The organism is Synechococcus sp. CBW1006 (genome assembly GCF_015840525.1).
GTDB lineage: Bacteria > Cyanobacteriota > Cyanobacteriia > PCC-6307 > Cyanobiaceae > CBW1002.
Genome location: NZ_CP060396.1, coordinates 2293921 through 2311061 on the forward strand (window position 1 = coordinate 2293921; position 17141 = coordinate 2311061).

Below are 17141 nucleotides of genomic sequence, written 5' to 3' on the forward strand. Positions count from 1 at the left end.
AAGCACTGGACTTCGAAGAACAGATCTTCGAAGAACTGGACTTCAGAAAAGTGAATGGAGAACAATCCCGCCTCAGAAAAACTGGTCGAAGTTGTCGAAGTCCACGGCTTTGAAGCTGCCATTCTCCACCTGTTCCATCAGGCGCTCCAACTGCACCCACAGGGCTCCCGCTGTCAGCATCGACAGCACGAACGACACCAACAGGGCGGCACCGGCGGAGAATCCGAACACCTGCAGGCTGCCGCCGATGAACAGGGTCACGCCGATCACCAGGCCGGTATAGGGCAGGGTGGTTTCCCATTGGCCCAGCGGCAGGAGTTTGAGGCGGTCCTGCTTCCAGCCATCGAGGCGATTCTGCACCAGCCGGGCGAAGGTGAGCCCGCACAGCACCGCGATCGCCAGACCGGCACCGGCCAGCAGGTACGGAGGCTGCACCAGGGTGGCGTACTCCAGAAAGATGTCATCGGCATCGAGGTCGCCGAACAGGCCACTGGCGGCATCCAGAGCCGCTTCCGACAGATTCACCGGGGCCGGATCGGGGGCGCCACTCGGCGAACCGAAGCTGCCGCCCAGCACCGCAACGGCAGAACAGAGAGAGGATGGGCCGCTGGCGAGGAAGCTCACGGAATCGGTCGGACGGTGCCGCGACCCTAGAACTGGGTCTGATCAGGCTGCGGCGGCCAGGGGATTGAGCCGGGCGAGCACCCCGCTGGCCAGCTTGCGGGCTGAGAAGGTGCGGCGCATCAGACCCAGCAGGGCCCGCAGATCTTCGGTGTGGAGCCGGTCGTTCCGCACCAGGGTGAGCAGCAGACGCTGACGCAGGCTGCTGCCGCCAGGGCCAAGCAGGAGCCGCAGGCCATCGGTGGCCACCGGCAGCAGATCCGGACTGGTCTGGTCGCCTTCCACCACCTGCAGCAGATTTTCGAGCCGCTCGATGCGCAGGCGGCCATCGCGGTCGAAGATCACCTCCAGCAGCTTCTCGCGCATCTCGGCGGTGTCCCCCGCCAGCAGGCGCCGAGCAACATAGGGATAGGCGACCCGGATGATCTTGAAGCTGGGATCCAGCCGCAGCGCCAGCCCTTCCTGGCTCACCACGGCACGGATGATCAGGGCGAAGCGGGCCGGCACGCGGAAGGGGTAGTCGAACATCAGCTCCGAGAAGCGATCCGTGATCGCCTTGAAGTTGAAGCTGCCCACATTTTCGCCAAGCGCCCCGCCCAGCACCTCCTCCAGTGCCGGCAGGATCGGGGTCAGGTCGGCATTGGGATTGAGGAAGCCGAGATCGATGAAGTCCTGGGCCAGGGCGGCGAAGTCACGGTTGATCAGGTGCACCACCGCACCGGTGAGGGTGAGGCGATCGGCATTACTGATCGAGTCCATCATGCCGAAATCCACATAGGCCATATGGCCCATGGCTCCGGTCTTGCCAGGCAGCGCAAACAGATTGCCCGGATGGGGATCGGCGTGGAAATAGCCGAACTCGAGCAGTTGCTGCAGGCCGGAAATCACGCCGGTGCGGATCAGGGCGGCGGGATCGAGATGGCGCGCCTCCAGCTCCTGCCGGTTCTGAAGCTTCACCCCATTGATCCACTGGGTCGTGAGCACATGACGGCTGGAGAGCTGCCGGTACACCCGCGGAACGATCACCTCCGGGTGGTCAGCGAACAGAGCAGCGAATCGCTCGGCATTATCAGCCTCGCAGTGGTAGTCGATCTCTTCAAACAGGGTGCGGCCGAATTCATCGATGATCTCAGCCAATCCGAAACCGAGGTTGAGCGGCAGGATCGGGGCTGCCGCCACGCCAAGCAGTCGGATGATCGCCAGATCGCGGCGCAGGATGTAAGGAAGGTTGGGTCGCTGCACCTTCACAGCCACCCAGTGGCCATCGGCCAGCCGGGCCCTGTACACCTGGCCGAGGCTGGCCGCGGCCATGGGGTAATGGGGGAACTCCTCGAACAGCTGTTCCAACGGAGCGCCCAGCTCGGCCTCGATCAGCGCCAGGGCGGTCTCGTGATCGAAGGGGGGAAGGTTGTCCTGCAGCTGGGTGAGCTGCTCCAGCCAGTCGCGCCGCACCAGGTCGGGACGGGTGGAGAGCGCCTGGCCCACCTTGATGAAGCAGGGGCCCAGGTTGGTGAGGGTGGTGAGAATGCGCCGGGCCAGACGCTGCTGCACAGCCCGATCGCGGCTGTTGCCCTGCACGACCAGCACCAGGGCCAGGCCGCCCAGCTGGCTCAGCACCACCACCAGCCGGGCGATCAGCAGCCAGGGGCGACGCAGCAGCCAGCGGCGGTCAGCGCTGGCGTCGTAAGAGGGCACCAGCTCCTCGACGGGAGCCTGGGTCTGGGCAAAGGACGCAGTGATGGCGGTGGCTCCTGGGTCTTGGCCCTTGGGAAGAGGAAACTCTAGGAATGTCTGCCCAGGGACCTGCGATCCAGTGACCCTGCTTCCCGACCTGCCCTGGTTCCGACCGCAGTCCAGTCCGGCGGCACCGCTGCTGGCGGCCCTGCGGGCGGGTCGCGGCGAACTGGCCTTGCATCTGCCGGCCCATGGCCGCGGCCGGGGCCTGGCTCCGGAGCTGCGCCAGTTGCTGCGCCAGCCGCCCGGCTGCTGGGATCTGCCCGAATTGCCCCGCTTCGGCGGACCACTGGAGGCCACAGGGGCGGTGGCTGAGGCGCAGGCCCTCGCCGCTGAGCTGCTCGGGGCGCAGCGCTGCTGGTTCGGGGTCAACGGGGCCAGCGGCCTGCTGCAGGCGGCCCTGCTGGCCCTCGGCCAGCCCGGCGATCGGGTGCTGCTGCCCCGCAACCTGCACCGCAGCCTGCTGCATGGCTGCGTGCTGGGCGGACTCGAACCCCTGCTCTACGAGGTGCCCTTCGATCCGGCCACCGGCCTGTGGCATCCACCAACACCGGAGCTGCTGGAGCGGCTGCTGCAGGCCGCCTCTGCTCCGGGCTTGCCGGGAACCCAGGCCCGGCTGCCAGGTAGCCGGATCGCGGCACTGGTGCTGGTCAGCCCCACCTATCACGGGTTTCGGGCCGATCTGCCGCCGCTGCTGGCCCAGGCCCACGCCGCGGGGCTGCCGGTGCTGGTGGATGGCGCCCATGGCTGGGGTGAGGCCCTGGCTGCCGGGGCCGATCTGGAGGTGCTCTCCCTGCAGAAGAGCGGCGGGGGCCTTGCCCAGAGCGCTGCGCTGCTGAGCCGGGGCGAGCGGGTCGCGGTGGCGGCGATCGAGCGGGCCCTGCTCTGGCTGCAGACCTCCAGCCCCAGTGCCCTGCTGCTCACCTCCGCGGCCGCAGCGCTGGGCCACCGGAGCAGCCGGGCGGGCCAGCGTCAGCATCAGCGGGCTCTGGCGCTGGCCGCACGGCTGCAGCAGGCCCTGCGGCAGAGGCAACTGCCGCTGGTGGAGACGGAGGATCCCCTGCGACTCGTGCTCAACACCGCCGCCCTGGGGATCAACGGTCTCGAGGCCGATGACTGGCTGATGGAGCGCGGCGTGGTGGCCGAACTGCCGGAACCCGGCACGCTCACCTTCTGCCTCGGCACCTGCCCGCCGGCTGGCCTGCGCCGGCTGCCGCAGCACCTGGCCGCCCTGCGCACGGCGCTCGGCGCCGATCCTGCCCCACCCTTCGAGCCACCGCCGCTGCCGCCTCTGGCCTGCCTGGAGCTTCCCCTGGCCGCGGCCTGGAGATCCCCCCGCGAGTTCGTGCCGCTGGAGCGGGCCTGCGGACGCATCGCCGCCGAGCCGCTCTGCCCCTATCCACCCGGCATTCCACTGCTGATCCCCGGAGAACGGATCGACGCCAGCCGCGCCAGCTGGTTGCAGAGGCAGCGGCGGCTCTGGCCCGGCCAGATCGCTGATACGGTGGCGGTTGTGGCCGGATGAGACGGCAGATGGCGGAACCCGGCCACGATTCTCCGGGCTCGCACGCTGACCAGGACGGCAGCCGCTACCTCTGGGATTTCGTGACCCCGGGGCTGCCGGACAACGCCTTTGAAGATGCCCCGGGCTTCAGCCCCACCCCCCTGGAACTGCGGGTGATGCTGCTGGCACACCTGCGGCCGCGCGCCGATTCGCTGGTCTGGGACATCGGCGGCGGCACCGGTGCCCTGGCCCTGGAGATCGCCCGGCTGATGCCCGCCGGCGAAGTGCACACCCTGGAGCGGGATCCGGAGGCGATCGCCCTGCTGGAGCGCAACCGTCGCCGCTTCGGGATCCCCAACCTCCACATCCACCCCGGCCAGGCCCCCGCCGATCTCCACACCCTGCCGCCCCGTCCTGATCGGGTGGTGCTGGAGGTGGGGCGTCCCCTCGGTGAGGTGCTGCAGGCGGTGTGGCCATCACTCACCCCCAGCGGCCGGCTGGTGATCAGCACCACCAGCCTCGAGGGTCTGGTGGATGCCACCGACACCCTCACCCAGCTGCAGGCCCGCGACGTGCATGTGGTGCAGGCCACCGTGCACCGCATGCAGCGGCGCGGCAGCCAGGCGAAGCTGGCCGCGGCCGAGCCGCTGTTTCTGATCGCGGCCGAGCGCTGAAGGTCGGCCCCGACAATCGGCCGCCGCCCTCCTGCCTGTCCCTGCCATTCCCCCGTCTTGCTGCCGTCCCCCCGCACTGCCACCTCCCTGTCCCGGCTGCTGAGCGGTTGGGCGGCGGGGGGGTTCGGGCTGGTGGTGGTGCTGCTGGGCGGCTGGTGGTTCACCGTGGCCCTGGGCGTGATCGTGCATCTGGGGCTGCTGGAGTTCTTCCGCATGGCCCAGTTCAAGGGGATCCGGCCTGCCACCAAAACCACCCTGGTGGCCTGTCAGATCCTGCTGTTCACCACCATGGCCGCCACTGATGGCGGCGGCTGGCTGGCGGTCGACCTGTCAGCGGCGGTGCTGCCGGTGTCGGGGGCGGTGATCTGCGGCTGGTTGCTGTTGCAGCCGGTCACCGGCACGATCGCCGACATCGCCGCCTCGATCTTCGGGCTCTTTTATCTGGGCTTTCTGCCGAGCTACTGGATCAAGCTGCGCGAGCTCGCCGATCCGATGCTGGCCCCGAATCTGGCCTCAGCCCCGCCGCTGTTCACCCCCGGCATGGCGCTGATGCTGCTGGCCTGCCTGCTGATCGTGGCCACGGACATCGGCTCTTACATGATCGGTCGCCGCCTGGGCCGGCACCCCCTCTCGCCGATTTCCCCCGGCAAGACGGTGGAGGGAGCCCTGGGCGGAGTGGGCTGTGCCGTGCTGGTGGGTGTGCTCGGAGGCGTGCTGCTGGGCTGGCGCTGGGGCTGGCTGGTGGGGGGCGTGCTCGGCGGGGTCGTCGCTCTGTTCGCCCTGGTGGGCGATCTCACCGAATCGATGATGAAGCGGGATGCCGGTCTGAAAGATTCCGGTGATGCCATCCCCGGCCACGGCGGCATTCTGGATCGGATCGACAGTTACTTGTTCACCCCGGCGGTGGTGTATTCGCTGGTGAGCCTGGTGCTGCCGCTGCTCGACCGCTGAACCTCGCCCCGCTCATGACCGCACCACCCGACACCGCCGAAGCCTGCCGCCGGGCCCTGCTCGAGGCCCAGGCCCATCCACCGCCGCAGCGCCGGGATCTGCGGCCCGTGGTGGAGCAGCTGGAGCGGCTGCAGCCGGCGGATCTGGAACGGGACCGGGCCCTGCTGCGCGGGGTCTGGGAGCTGTTCTGGAGCAGCAGCTCCCAGCCCTGGCTGCGGGAGGCCCCCTGGCTGGAGAATCTGCAGGTGCTCGATCCGGAGGCCGGCCGGGCCATGAATCTGCTGCGGCTGCGGGGACCCCTGGGGGGAGTGGCGGCGATCAGCGTGGTGGCGGCCATCGCCGTCGAAGGCCGCCAGCGTGTGAGCGTGCGCTTCGAGCGGGGCGGCTGGATCGGCCCCACCCTGGGGGCCTGGCGCCCCGAGCTGCTGGCCCGGGTGCGGCAGGCCACGCCGGCCTGGCTCGACATCACCGTGCTCGACCAGGAGCTGCGCCTCTGTCGCGGCAACGCCGGCACCCTCTTCGCCCTGCGGCGCCGGCCGGATCTACGGCCGGAAGACCTGCTGCCGGCCGCCTGAGAGCCTTCCAGCGCTGGGGTCAGGCCAGGCGGGGATGGGCGAAGTTCTGGGTGAAGTCCATGGCGGGCAGGGGCGGGATACTTCCGCTCTAGCCAGTCCGGGGAACCCCGCCATGGTCCAGGAGCCAGAGATTCTCGATGTCGATCTGCTCCGGTTCGAACGCGGCGATGGAGCTGCCCGGCGGGCGGTGGTGGATGGGGTGCGCCGCAGCCTGGCCACGGGCTTCGTCTACACCAGCAGCGATCTGCCCGAGGACCTGCTCGATACCGCCTACGGAATGCTGGCGCGGTTCTTCGCCCTGGAGCCAGAGGTCAAGCAGCGCTTCCGGGCACCCGGCAGCCATGGCCAGACCGGCTACACGGGGCTTCTGGTGGAAACGGCCGCCGGCAGCGAGCAGGCGGACTGGAAGGAAATGCTCAACTGGGCCGCTCCGCTGGCGGCGGCTCATCCCCTGCGGCGGCGCTATCCCCATCTCTATCCCGAACCGGTGCTACCCGAGCAGGTGGTGCCCGGCATCACGGCCGTACTGGGCCACTTTCATGCTGCCGTGGCTGATCTGCAACGGCGCGTTCTGCGGGTGATCGCTCTGGGGCTCGGCTGCGCCGAGACGCTGTTTGAGGAGATGGTGCAGGACGCCCCCACCCTCACCCGCGCGATCCGCTACCCACCAATGGCGCAGGCCCCCAGCAGATCGCACCTGTGGGCGGCTGCCCACGGCGACATCAACCTGATCACGGCCCTGCCGCGGGCCACGGGGCCGGGCCTGCAGGTGAAGGTGCAGGGCCAGTGGCGGGATGCCCTGCCGCCGTCTGGGCGGGTGATCCTCAACAGCGGCCTGATGCTGGAGCGGCTCAGCAATGGCCTGATCCCAGCCGGCTGGCACCGGGTGGTGGCACCTCCAGGCAGCAGCGAGCAGCGGCTCAGTGTGGTGCAGTTCTGCCACGCCCGCCCCTGGACGGTCCTGGCGCCCCTGCCCAGTTGCTGCACAACGGAGAACCCACCGCGCCATGCCGGCATCAGCGCGGCCGATGCGCTGGAGGATGTGCTGTTTCAGATTCAGCTGCTGGAGACACCAAGCCCTGCGGAATCGTCGCCGCCCCTGGATCAGAGACAGCCGTCGTGAGGCGCTTGCCGGAGTTGGCCGTAAAGGTTTCGTTCACCCATGGCAGTCTGTCGGCGCGCTGTCACCACGGCTGAACCCAGGCTGGCGGAAGCGTGTCAGGCTGCGGCCCGGTTTGCGGCCGAGACCCATGATCCAGGCTTCGGTCGCCCATGGGCACGAGCTCCGTGAGATCGCCGCCCAGTTTCATCCCGGCGCGGGCATCATCGCCATTGAGCCCCTGGGGCAGGGCAATGTCAACGACACCTTTCTGGTGTCGCTGGCTGGACAGACCCAACCACCCCTCGTGTTGCAACGCCTTAACAGGGAGGTCTTCCGCCAGCCGAAGCTGGTGATGCGCAACATGCAGATCGTGACCCGGCATGTCGCCGCCCGTCTGCAGGACCTTCCGGATGATCCCGACCACAGCGGCGCCTGCAGGCGCTCCTGGGAGATGCCGCACATCCTTACCCCAACCGATTCTGCCGATCCCTGGGTGGAGCGCGATGGCCAGATCTGGCGGGCCATGACTTATGTACCGGCCGCCCGCAGCCTGGAGATGGCCCGGGATCCGGCGCAGGCGCGTGAAGTGGGCTATGGCCTTGGCATGTTTCATCACCTGATCAGTGATCTCCCGGTCGATCAGCTGGCAGACACGCTGGAGGGATTTCACATCACCCCCACCTACCTGGCCCAGTACCACCAGCTGCTGGGTCGTTGTTCAGCGCCGCCCTCGGCGCAGGAGCACTGGTGTCAGCAGTTCATCGAGAGCCGCCAGTCGCTGGCGCCGGTGCTGGAGGAGGCCAAGGCCCGCGGTGAGCTGCAGCTGCGCCCGATTCACGGCGATCCGAAGATCAATAACGTGATGCTGGATGCCGCCAGCGGCGAGGCCATCGCCCTGATAGATCTCGATACCGTCAAACCGGGATTGGTTCATTACGACATCGGCGATTGCCTGCGTTCCTGCTGCAACACCCTCGGTGAGGAAAGCCGTAATCCTGAGGCGGTGCAGTTCGATCTGGGGCTATGCGAAGCGCTGCTGGAGGGTTATCTGTCCGTGGCCCGGCAGTTCCTCACCACCGCCGATCACCAGTATCTCTATGCGGCGATCCGGCTGATCGCTTTTGAACTGGGTCTGCGCTTCTTCAGCGATCATCTGGCTGGCAACGTGTATTTCAAGACCAGCGATCCCCTCCAGAACCTCCGGCGCGCCCAGGTGCAGTTCCGGCTTGTCGAAAGCATCGAAGCGCAGGAAGGACCGATTCGGGCGCTGCTGAAGCGGCTGGGGGGAGCCTGAGATGGGAGTCCAGTCGGAGCCTGAGATGGAACCCCAGCTGCAGCCGGAGGCCCAGAGCTTCACCCTGGTGCCGTTCCGCAGCGCCCCCGCCACACCCGACCATCCCACCGCCGACCCATGTCTGCCGGGACTCTCCCTGACGGGCTTCATCCAGCGCCTGGGCCCGGAGCTGCGGATCCACTACTGCCTGCGGGCCCCTCTTGCCGAGTTGCTGGTGCCTCCACCGGCACAACAGCCGCAGCGCTGTGATGGCCTCTGGATGCACACCTGCCTGGAGGCCTTCCTGGCGGTGGAAGGGGACGATCGCTACTGGGAGATCAATCTCTCGCCTTCGGGCGATTGGAACGTCTATCGCCTCGAGGGCTATCGCCTCGGCCTCACCCCCGAAGCCAGCGTCAGGGCGCTGCCCTTTCTCAGCCAGCAAAGCCCCCAGCAGCTGGAACTCGCGTTTCACTGCCACCTGCCGCCACCTCTGGCGGCAGCCGCTTCCGTGCAGGTCGGCATCAGCGCCGTGATCGAGCACCGCGGCGGCGCCCTCAGCACCTGGGCCCTGGACCACCCTGGCCCCGAAGCCGATTTCCATCGCCGCGAGGGTTTTCTGCTGCGGATCTGATTGGTCGGATCTGTCGCCAATTCAGAGCCCCAGCTGCCGACGACCCACGACCATGCCAAGCCAGTAGCCCCCTGCCAGCACCAGCAAGCCCGGGGCGGTGAGCGCCTTCAGCAGCAGCAGCGCCCCCACCAGCCACGGCACCATCAGCAACAGGCCCATGCCGAGTTGGTTCTGGCGGCGGGCCAGCCGGCCACCGCCCTGGACCAGGGCAGGCACGCCACGACCGAGGCCGAAGCCGAGCAGACCTCCCAGAAGACCTCCCATCAGAATGGAGACGATCGCAAACACGAGGAACGAACAACGGATTGGAGCAGTCTGATCCTGGCCCGTTACGCCAGCGGCCGCTGGCGCTGATCCTGCTGCGGCCCAGCCGGCTGCGGGCCCTCGGATGAGCAGACACGCTCAGGTCCTGAGTGCCCGGCAGGTCTTCCTCCGCAGGGCCGATGCCGTCGTGGCCGTCGAGGTGGCCGACGGGATGGGCGCCGGTGTGGTGCTGAGTCGATCCGGGTTGATCGCCACCAGTCACCACCTGATCGAAGGCTGGAGCCATGCGAAGGTCCGCTGCCGGGATGGGCGTTGCAGTGCGGCGCCGATCGTGCGCTCCTTCCGCGACTGCGACCTGGCCTTCCTGCAGCTGGATGCCGCCACCGCCGCGGACACCTGCCGGGGGATTCATGGGGCCCTGATCGCTGATCGCGCCCCAGCGGGGCGGCTGCCTGCCATCGGGGAAACGGTCTATGCGATCGGCCATCCGCTCGGACTCGACTACACGCTCACCCAGGGAATCGTGAGCGGCGTGGACCGGGAGATCGAGGGGCGCCGCTTTCTCCAGATCGATGCGGCGATCAACCCAGGCAACAGCGGCGGCCCCCTCTACGACGTCCATGCCGAGCTGGTGGGCATCATTGCCTGCACGCGGCTGGAATCGGAGGGGCTCAACTTCGCTGTTCCGGCCGTTCGGCTCTACCAGCTGTTCAATCTGTACCGGCAGGAACGCCAGCAGGGTGTCCTGCAGTACTGCAGCGTCTGCGGAGCGGCCAGCCGCGACCTTGACTACTGCGATCACTGCGGCGCCCTGCTGGCCCGGATTGATCCCAGCGTGGAGCCTGCTGAGGAGGAGTCGGCAGAGGAGCCTGCAGCCCCGCAGCCCTCAGGGCTGGAAGCAGATGGTGTCGTGGATCCGGGTATCGATCCAGCTGCCGATCCCGTTGCCGATCCAGTGGCGAGCAGCGCCTGTCCGGTCTGCGGGAGCTTCTGCCAGCCGCAGCAGCGGTACTGTGCGGTCTGCGGTGCCACGCTGTAGCGGCCGGCTCCCCTGACGGGATCGATTCCCTGCCTGTGTCCCCTTGGCAACACTGCCGCGATTCCTGGCGGAGCTGGTGGCGAGATTGTCGCTGCCGCCACAACCGGTCAGCCCGGTGGAAGAAGCGGTGGATCTGGTGGACGAGGTGCTCGAGAGCCTGGGAGTGAGCGGTCAGCGGCAGGATGGCGAGGAGGGATTCGACTGGAGCTTTCAGGTGGGCAGCGCCCCGATCGAGGTGGCGATCCATCCCAACCCTGTGCTGGGCGAGCTGACTCTGGAGGTCCGCTCGCCGATGCTGAAACTTCCCTGCGGCAATCTGCTGGCCCTGTACCGCCGCTGCCTTGAGCTGAACCGGATCGTGGTGGGCTGCTCGATCGGTGTCGATCAGGACGTGCTCGTGGTGGCCGAGGAACGCCGCCTGCCTGGTCTGGATCCACCGGTCTTTCTGCAGATGCTGCTCAACGTGGCCAGCGCCGCCGATCAGTTCGATGACGAGCTGGCCATGGAATTCGGCGCCATCAAGCTCGGACAGGAATCGGCAGACCCCGATCCGGAGTAGCAGCCCCGATCCCAAGGATGGGGCCAGGATCAGAATGCCGCCATCCGATCCTGCCGCGACGGTCATGCCGACTCCCTCGCAACTCCTGCCGGAAGCCGACCGCGATCTGCTGCGGATCCTCTGCTGCGTGGCCTGGTCGGATGGGGATTTCGCTGCCGAGGAGAAGCAACTGCTGCAGCGGCTGGTGGCGACCTACTTCCTGCCCGAGGTGGATCCGCTCAGCGCTGCTGATACTGCCGAGGCCCTGGCCGATGAGGCCATGCAGATGGAGGGGATCGAGGAGCTGGTGCAACGCCTGCAGACCGAAGCGGATCGCCAGCTGGCCCTGAAACTGGCGTTCATGATGATTCGTGTCAGCACCAGCCCTGGCGACGCCTCCAGCATCAATCCGATGGAGCGGGTGGCGTACCGGCGGCTGGTGGAGGCCCTGGGGCTGGGCGAAGCCAAGGTGCAGGAATGCGAGTGGGCGGCGGAGCAGGAGCTGCGTCAGCACTCCGGCCTGCGGGGCATCCTGGCGAGCCGCTTTGAGTGGCTGGGGGCCTGGCCGTCGCAGGAGCTGCTGGAGACTCCCGGCATGCAGTGGCTCTGAGGTCCAACTGTGAGCGGCGTCACGGATCCCGAAAGGAATCCGCCGCCGAATCCAGAGACTCAATGTCTGAAACAGCTTGCTCTGGAACCTCCAGTTCCAGAGAGATCAGCTCCAGCTCCCGTCCATGCCGCAGCTGCCGGCTGATGGCGCCGCAACCGGGGCAGGTGGGGTCGCCACCGGCGCCGCTGAACTCCAAGGCGCAGACCTGACAGAACCAGCTGGCGGCCACGGGCTCGATCCGCAGGGTGGAGCCCTCCGCCAGGCTGCCTTCCATCACCACGGCATGGGCGAAGTGGAGGGCCTCGGCCTCCACGCCGGCCAGGCTGCCGATCCGCAGGGTGATCGCCACGATCCGACCGCCGCCGTGGGCCAGGGCCTGCTCCACCGCCAGATCCCGCAGCTGCTCCAGCAGGCTCAGTTCGTGCATGCGTCCTCCGGCCCGGCCAGCCAGCGCCATAGCAGGGCACGGGCCTCGGGCACCTGGCGTTGCAGGCGTGGCGACCAGTGGGTGCCATGGCCGAAAGACTCGCCCGGCACCAGCAGCACCCAGGCCGCCGGTCTATGGCCGTAGACCCGGGCACAGAGCTGGAGCAACTGCTCGGCCCCGCAGCGATGCGCACCCAGACCGCCCTCCACGCTGTCATCCGCGTCGCCCTCAGGGCAGCGCTCCCCTTGGCAAGACACGGATGCCAACCGCTCCAGACGCGGCTGATTAGCTCCTCGATCGCCGGCGTCAGCGAGCCAGGCATCCACGAACAGCACCCGCTCGCTGCGGGCCAGATCCGCGGCCAGTTCCGGCAACAACTGGTGGCAAGGACGCAGCTCAAGCTGCACAAGGAACTCCTGCGCCCGGCTGTCCTGCTCCAGGTCCTCCACCAGCCACCGGCCCACCCCGTCGTCCTGGCGGAGGGGGTTGCCGATGCCGATCACCAGAACCGTCGGCTCCGCTGCCATCAGTACCGCCGGCGAGCCGCCATCACTGCCGTTGCCGCGCCGCCAGCAGCGCTCCATCGGCAGCGCGCAGCTCGATCCGCAGGGGCATCTGGCCTGCCGCGTGGGTGGAGCAGGACAGGCAGGGATCAAAACAGCGAATGCCGGCTTCGACCCGGTTGAGCAGGGGCTCGGGGATCTCGGCCTCGGCTGCCACCGGCTCGGCGATGAACTCCCGGGCGATCTGGACCACGGTGCGGTTCATGGCCAGGTTGTTCTGGCCGGTGGCGATGATCAGATTCACCCGGGTGATCAGGCCGTCATCGTTGACCCGGTAGTGGTGAAACAGGGTGCCGCGCGGGGCCTCGCTCACCCCCACCGCCTCCTGGGCGTTCAGGGAGGCACGGGCGCGGATGCGGCCCTCCATGAGGCTGTCATCGGCCACCAGCTGCTCGATCCCCTCCAGGCAGGCGACGATCTCCACCAGCCGGGCGTGGTGATACGCGAAGGAGGAGGTGACAACGCGACCGCCGCTGGCCGCCGTGCCGCTGCGCTGGCGGAACTCGATCAGCTCGGCATCGGCCCAGGGGGTACCGATCGCCTCACACACGTTCAGCCGTGCCAGGGGACCCACCCGGTAGAGGCCATCGGGGTAGCCCCGCGGCTTGTAGTAGGGGAATTTCAGGTAGCTCCAGCTCTCCACCGCCTCGCCCAGAAACGAGACGTAGTCGTCTTCCGAGAGGTCGTCGGCCACGATCCGGCCGTCGCTGTCGATGAAGCGGATCAGGCCGTCGATGCACTCCCAACGGCCGCCTGGCCCCACCAGGCCCATGAACAGGGAGGGAAAGTCGCCGAAGCAGCGCTGCTCGTGCTGCAACGGCCCATCCAGCAGCGTTTTGTACATCTCCAGGGCCAGGGCCACCGTGGCCCTGGCCTCCGGCAGCCGCTCCAGGATCCACTGCCGCGCCTCGGCGCTCAGGGGGGTGCGCACGCCGCCGGGCACAGCCCAGGCCGAGTGAATCTTGCGGCCGCCCAGCAGCTCCAGCACCTGCTGGCCGAACTGACGCAGGCGGATCCCGGCACGCGCCAGGTCGGGATCGGCCGCCATCAGGCCGAACACATTGCGGTGGGCCGGATCGCTCTCCCAGCCCAGCAGGAAATCAGGACTGCTGAGGTGGAAGAAGGAGAGGGCGTGGCTCTGACAGATCTGGGCGAGGTTGAGCATCCGCCGCAGCTTGCGCGCCGCCGGCGGTGGCTGCACCGCCAGCAGCTTGTCGCCGGTCTTCGCAGCGGCCAGCAGGTGGCTCACCGGGCAGATGCCGCAGATCCGCGCCGTGATGCCGGCCATCTCGGTGAAGGGCCGTCCCTCGCAGAAGGTCTCGAAGCCGCGGTATTCCACCACGTGGAAGCGGGCATCGGCGATGCGCCCGTCGTCGTCGAGGTGGAGGGTGATCTTGGCGTGACCCTCGATGCGGGTGACGGGATCGATCGTGATCGTGCGGGTCATGCGATCTCCTCAGCCGAAGCCCAGCCACCACCTTCAGCATGGCCCGAATCCAGCTGCCTGGCTGGCCTCAGCCGGGATCGCCGTTCCGGGCGATGGGGTGGCTTGTGAGTCGGCCTTCGGCCTCGAGGCGCAACGACATGGTGCGCTGCACCACGTACACCAGCTGGGCAGTGCTCCAGCCGGCCATCAGCACACCGTTGACGGCTTCCGCCACGCTGAGCAGACGCCAGCAGGCCGGCAGGGTCACATCGCCATAACCCAACGTGGTGTAGGTGATCCCCGAGAAATAGAGGCTTCCTCCCAGGCCAGGGAATAACCCCAGACCCCGATACACCAGGGCCCAAAGCAGGATTTCCACCAACAGGGCCAGGGCCGTGAGCAAGGCCATCACCAGAATCACCAGCAGCCGGCGCCAGCTGCGGCGGGCGCACCAGGCGTTCAGTCGTGGCCGGTGGGTGAGTTCTGCCTGAATCACGGTGACCAGGGCGTGAACCATGGCGGTGACGATCAGCATCCCCAAGCCAAGGCCCAACTGACCCGCCAGGCCCATGCAGCGGTTGGATGTCTCAAGGGGGCGGGCCTGGGCAACGGCTGGGAGCGCTGCTGCGAAGAAACCAAGGACCACGGCAGGCCTGAGCCTGGTCTGACCGAGACAGGGGGACATGAGCGTCATCGGGTGGGCGCCGGACTGGGCAGCTCCGGCATCGGCAACCCGAGCCAGCTGGCCTCCTCTCGAGCAGCGGGCAAGCAACGCTCCAGCTCCTGGGGACAGGCACTCGGGTCGCCCCTGAGCTGGTTGTAACGGCGCAGGGCGGAGTTTGGGAAGAGCAACAGGCCAACAGCCAGGGCCAGGCCGCAACCCATCAGGTAATCGATCCATCGATTCGGGATGTACCAGGCCACCAGGGGGCCATAGCCGATGAAGGCCACACCGCTGGAGATCAGCGCGGTGCGCAGGTAAGCGGTGCCGTTGAGCGCGATCAGCAAGGCCGCCGTCCCGCCCATCACCAGTCCCGTCTGCAGGCTCCCCATCCCCAGGGTGTTGAACACCAGCAGGGGCATGAGGATGCCGAGGCTGACCCCCACCATGCGGTCCCGAACCCGGGCGAGAGTGTCGCCGATGCTGTCGTTCAGCAGCAGCACCACCCCGAAGTAGAGGTATTTCGGCGTCACCGCGCCCACACCCTCGCCGATGGCCAGGGCGAGGCTGGCGAACACCAGCTTTCGCCAGAAGAACGGCGATGCCAGACCCTGGCGCATGCTCTGGGCCAGGGGAGGATCCATCTGTTTCTCCGGGGCCGCCGCGACGGGTTGGGGCGTCACTGCCGGTGCAAAGGCGACCTGTATCACGGTGCCGGTGACCAGGCCGAGGGTGATGGCGATCAACTCCTGACCCCAGGCACTCCAGCTGGGCGAGCTGCTCAGCAGGGGCAGCACCCCCGCCACGGCTATCACCCCGGACAGCAGCCGCAGTTTTGCCGGCAGCATCAAGGTGAGGACCTGCATCAACGCCGCCACCAGTCCGAACACGAACACCTGCGGCACGGAGGCCAGGGCCAGACCCACGCTCACCCCGATCGCCATGCAGACCCCGACCAACACCAGCAGCACCGGATAGATCGCCAGGGGCCAGCGGCTGAAATCAGGTCGCACCACCAGGGCCGCGATCACCGAGCCATAGGCGATGGCATCGCCGCTCAGGCCGATCCCGCCGCAGACGGCACCGGCAAAGGCGGCCGCCAGGCCGATCACCAGGGCTGCGCGCAGCTGGGTCATTCAGGAGGGGGGTGGACGCAGGGCCTGCGCCCAGCCCACCAGCAGCACCACCAGCAGCAGGGCCACCCAGAACCACAACCGCGGTGGCGAGCTGATGATGGCAATCACCAGCAGCACCAGGGCAATCCAGGGGGCGGGTTGGCGCCAGGGCGCCAACCATCGATCACGGTGGTTCATCGGTTGGCACGCTTCATCGGTAGACCCCTCTCATCGCTCCGCACCCCCCAGCCAGCGGAGGAACGGCAACACGAAACTCACCAGAGAACGGCGCTCCACCTCCACCTTGGCCTTGGCGGGCGTGCCGTTCTCCAGGGGCAGATCGGGGCCCTGACCGCTGCTCCAGCGCAGGCCACTGGGGGTGGCGGCGGCTTCCAGCGCCACGGTGACCAGTTGCACCGGAGCGGTGATCTTGTCGGTTGCGGTGGCCAGGGGATCGCCACCTTCGCCGACGGCGGCCTGACGGCTGCGGGCGATCAGGCTCTCGGCCAGCTCGGGATCACCCACGGCCCGGCTCACCTCCGCCAGGTCGGCCGTGGCGGGTGAAATGGCCAGGATGCGCCCCTCCAGTGAGCCGAAGCGCTGGGAGGTTCCCCCGTAACGATCCCGCGTCTGCAGGAGGGGATCGAGCTGAATTGCCGCTCCCGGGCGCAGCCTCACGGCATCGGCATCACTGAACAGGGCTGTGGCCAGGCGAGGCCGGCTTTCCTCCCGGGGGCCGGGCCCGAGGGTGCCCAGCCGCTGTCCCGGCAGAACCGCCTGGCCCGGACTCACCGCCAGACTCAGCAGCCGGCCGGAGCGGGGTGCCAGCACATCCTGGCCCTCCCGCTGGGCCTCCAGTTCGGCGCGACTGGCATCGATCTGGGCCAGTTGTGCCTCCAGGGCCTTGATCTGGCTCTGGTTGCGGAGATAGAGGTCCTGCGCTCCCACCCACAGGGGGCTGTAGCGGGGGATGACCTCCTCGCGGCGCAGGTTCTCCAGGGCCTGCAGTTGCTTCAGCACCGGCTGATTCGACGTGCGAAGGGCCGCGATCTGAGCACGAATCGCCTCCTGCTGGCGGGTGAGCGCCTCTCCCTGGCGGACCAGGGCATTGGGATTGGGTCCTACCGCACCCGCACCCGCCGCCGCCTGGTCCAACCGACTCAGACTGGCCAGCAGATCACCCCGCTGCACCACATCACCGATGCGCCGATGCAGTTGCTGCACCTGGCCCGGTGACCGTGCATAAAATCCCGATCGGCTTTCGGGTTGGAGCAGCACGGCACTGCCCTCGACCTTCACCGCTACAGCCGGTGACAGCGCCCAAGCACCCGCCATTCCGGTTACCAGGGCCATCGGCAACAGACGTGGGGCCCAATCCAAGCTGGCCATCACGCCTGGCGTTACTGCAATCGATCAACCTTATCTACTTT

Annotated in this window: 20 protein-coding genes; 10 read left to right on the forward strand and 10 right to left on the reverse strand. The window is 68.0% G+C overall.

Annotated features, from left to right (window positions below; translation table 11 throughout):
* Nucleotides 1-72: 72 nt before the first annotated feature.
* Together H8F26_RS11040 and H8F26_RS11045 are read right to left on the reverse strand one after the other, a co-directional pair.
* Nucleotides 73-573: a hypothetical protein gene (locus H8F26_RS11040; protein WP_197159152.1), complete on the reverse strand. Its 501-nt coding sequence runs from the start codon at nt 571-573 to the stop codon at nt 73-75.
* Between the two features lie 93 nt (nt 574-666).
* Nucleotides 667-2316, reverse strand: coding sequence for an AarF/ABC1/UbiB kinase family protein (locus H8F26_RS11045; RefSeq protein WP_197153972.1), 1650 nt, complete (start codon nt 2314-2316; stop codon nt 667-669).
* A 118-nt stretch (nt 2317-2434) separates the two neighbouring features.
* Here H8F26_RS11045 and H8F26_RS11050 point away from each other — a divergent pair, with 118 nt between their 5' ends.
* The 7 genes from H8F26_RS11050 to H8F26_RS11080 all read left to right on the forward strand — a co-directional run bounded on the left by H8F26_RS11050 (nt 2435) and on the right by H8F26_RS11080 (nt 9068).
* Nucleotides 2435-3880, forward strand: a complete 1446-nt coding sequence (locus H8F26_RS11050; RefSeq protein WP_322757440.1) for a lysine decarboxylase — start codon at nt 2435-2437, stop codon at nt 3878-3880.
* 8 nt (nt 3881-3888) lie between these two features.
* Nucleotides 3889-4533, forward strand: coding sequence for a precorrin-6Y C5,15-methyltransferase subunit CbiT (gene cbiT / locus H8F26_RS11055; protein ID WP_197153974.1), 645 nt, complete (start codon nt 3889-3891; stop codon nt 4531-4533).
* Between the two features lie 57 nt (nt 4534-4590).
* A complete protein-coding gene (locus tag H8F26_RS11060; protein ID WP_197153975.1) occupies nt 4591-5484 on the forward strand; it encodes a phosphatidate cytidylyltransferase in 894 nt (297 codons plus the stop codon).
* Between the two features lie 14 nt (nt 5485-5498).
* Nucleotides 5499-6059: a PAP/fibrillin family protein gene (locus H8F26_RS11065; protein ID WP_197153976.1), complete on the forward strand. Its 561-nt coding sequence runs from the start codon at nt 5499-5501 to the stop codon at nt 6057-6059.
* A gap of 112 nt (nt 6060-6171) precedes the next feature.
* Entirely contained in the window at nt 6172-7182 is a 1011-nt protein-coding gene (locus H8F26_RS11070; protein ID WP_197153977.1) for an isopenicillin N synthase family oxygenase, read from the forward strand.
* Between the two features lie 127 nt (nt 7183-7309).
* Nucleotides 7310-8455: a phosphotransferase enzyme family protein gene (locus H8F26_RS11075; RefSeq protein WP_197153978.1), complete on the forward strand. Its 1146-nt coding sequence runs from the start codon at nt 7310-7312 to the stop codon at nt 8453-8455.
* Between the two features lie 25 nt (nt 8456-8480).
* Nucleotides 8481-9068: a DOMON-like domain-containing protein gene (locus tag H8F26_RS11080; RefSeq protein ID WP_197169713.1), complete on the forward strand. Its 588-nt coding sequence runs from the start codon at nt 8481-8483 to the stop codon at nt 9066-9068.
* Nucleotides 9069-9089: 21 nt separating this feature from the next.
* On the opposite strand, the gene H8F26_RS11085 is transcribed toward H8F26_RS11080, so the two are convergent.
* A complete protein-coding gene (locus H8F26_RS11085) occupies nt 9090-9332 on the reverse strand; it encodes a hypothetical protein (RefSeq protein WP_197153980.1) in 243 nt (80 codons plus the stop codon).
* Nucleotides 9333-9456: 124 nt separating this feature from the next.
* Here H8F26_RS11085 and H8F26_RS11090 point away from each other — a divergent pair, with 124 nt between their 5' ends.
* The 3 genes from H8F26_RS11090 to H8F26_RS11100 all read left to right on the forward strand — a co-directional run bounded on the left by H8F26_RS11090 (nt 9457) and on the right by H8F26_RS11100 (nt 11519).
* Nucleotides 9457-10371: a S1C family serine protease gene (locus tag H8F26_RS11090; RefSeq protein WP_197153981.1), complete on the forward strand. Its 915-nt coding sequence runs from the start codon at nt 9457-9459 to the stop codon at nt 10369-10371.
* A gap of 43 nt (nt 10372-10414) precedes the next feature.
* Nucleotides 10415-10930, forward strand: coding sequence for a YbjN domain-containing protein (locus H8F26_RS11095; protein ID WP_197153982.1), 516 nt, complete (start codon nt 10415-10417; stop codon nt 10928-10930).
* 64 nt (nt 10931-10994) lie between these two features.
* Nucleotides 10995-11519 (forward strand): TerB family tellurite resistance protein, encoded by a 525-nt coding sequence (locus H8F26_RS11100; RefSeq protein WP_197153983.1) that lies wholly within the window; start codon nt 10995-10997, stop codon nt 11517-11519.
* 19 nt (nt 11520-11538) lie between these two features.
* On the opposite strand, the gene H8F26_RS11105 is transcribed toward H8F26_RS11100, so the two are convergent.
* The 7 genes from H8F26_RS11105 to H8F26_RS11135 all read right to left on the reverse strand — a co-directional run bounded on the left by H8F26_RS11105 (nt 11539) and on the right by H8F26_RS11135 (nt 17100).
* Nucleotides 11539-11946: a hydrogenase maturation nickel metallochaperone HypA gene (locus H8F26_RS11105; protein WP_197153984.1), complete on the reverse strand. Its 408-nt coding sequence runs from the start codon at nt 11944-11946 to the stop codon at nt 11539-11541.
* On the reverse strand, nt 11934-12530 hold the full coding sequence (locus H8F26_RS11110; protein WP_197153985.1) for a hydrogenase maturation protease: 597 nt from the start codon (nt 12528-12530) through the stop codon (nt 11934-11936). The genes H8F26_RS11105 and H8F26_RS11110 overlap by 13 nt, the downstream gene beginning before the upstream one ends.
* A complete protein-coding gene (locus H8F26_RS11115) occupies nt 12496-13956 on the reverse strand; it encodes a Ni/Fe hydrogenase subunit alpha (RefSeq protein WP_197153986.1) in 1461 nt (486 codons plus the stop codon). Before H8F26_RS11115 ends, H8F26_RS11110 begins: the two co-directional genes overlap by 35 nt.
* Nucleotides 13957-14023: 67 nt before the next feature.
* On the reverse strand, nt 14024-14620 hold the full coding sequence (locus H8F26_RS11120) for a potassium channel family protein (protein ID WP_197153987.1): 597 nt from the start codon (nt 14618-14620) through the stop codon (nt 14024-14026).
* Between the two features lie 5 nt (nt 14621-14625).
* Nucleotides 14626-15732 carry an FUSC family protein gene (locus H8F26_RS11125; protein WP_197153988.1) on the reverse strand — a complete coding sequence of 369 codons (1107 nt, stop codon included), beginning with the start codon at nt 15730-15732 and terminating at the stop codon, nt 14626-14628.
* Nucleotides 15733-15909, reverse strand: coding sequence for a hypothetical protein (locus tag H8F26_RS11130; RefSeq protein ID WP_197153989.1), 177 nt, complete (start codon nt 15907-15909; stop codon nt 15733-15735).
* Between the two features lie 30 nt (nt 15910-15939).
* A complete protein-coding gene (locus H8F26_RS11135) occupies nt 15940-17100 on the reverse strand; it encodes a hypothetical protein (protein ID WP_197153990.1) in 1161 nt (386 codons plus the stop codon).
* Nucleotides 17101-17141: the final 41 nt, after the last annotated feature.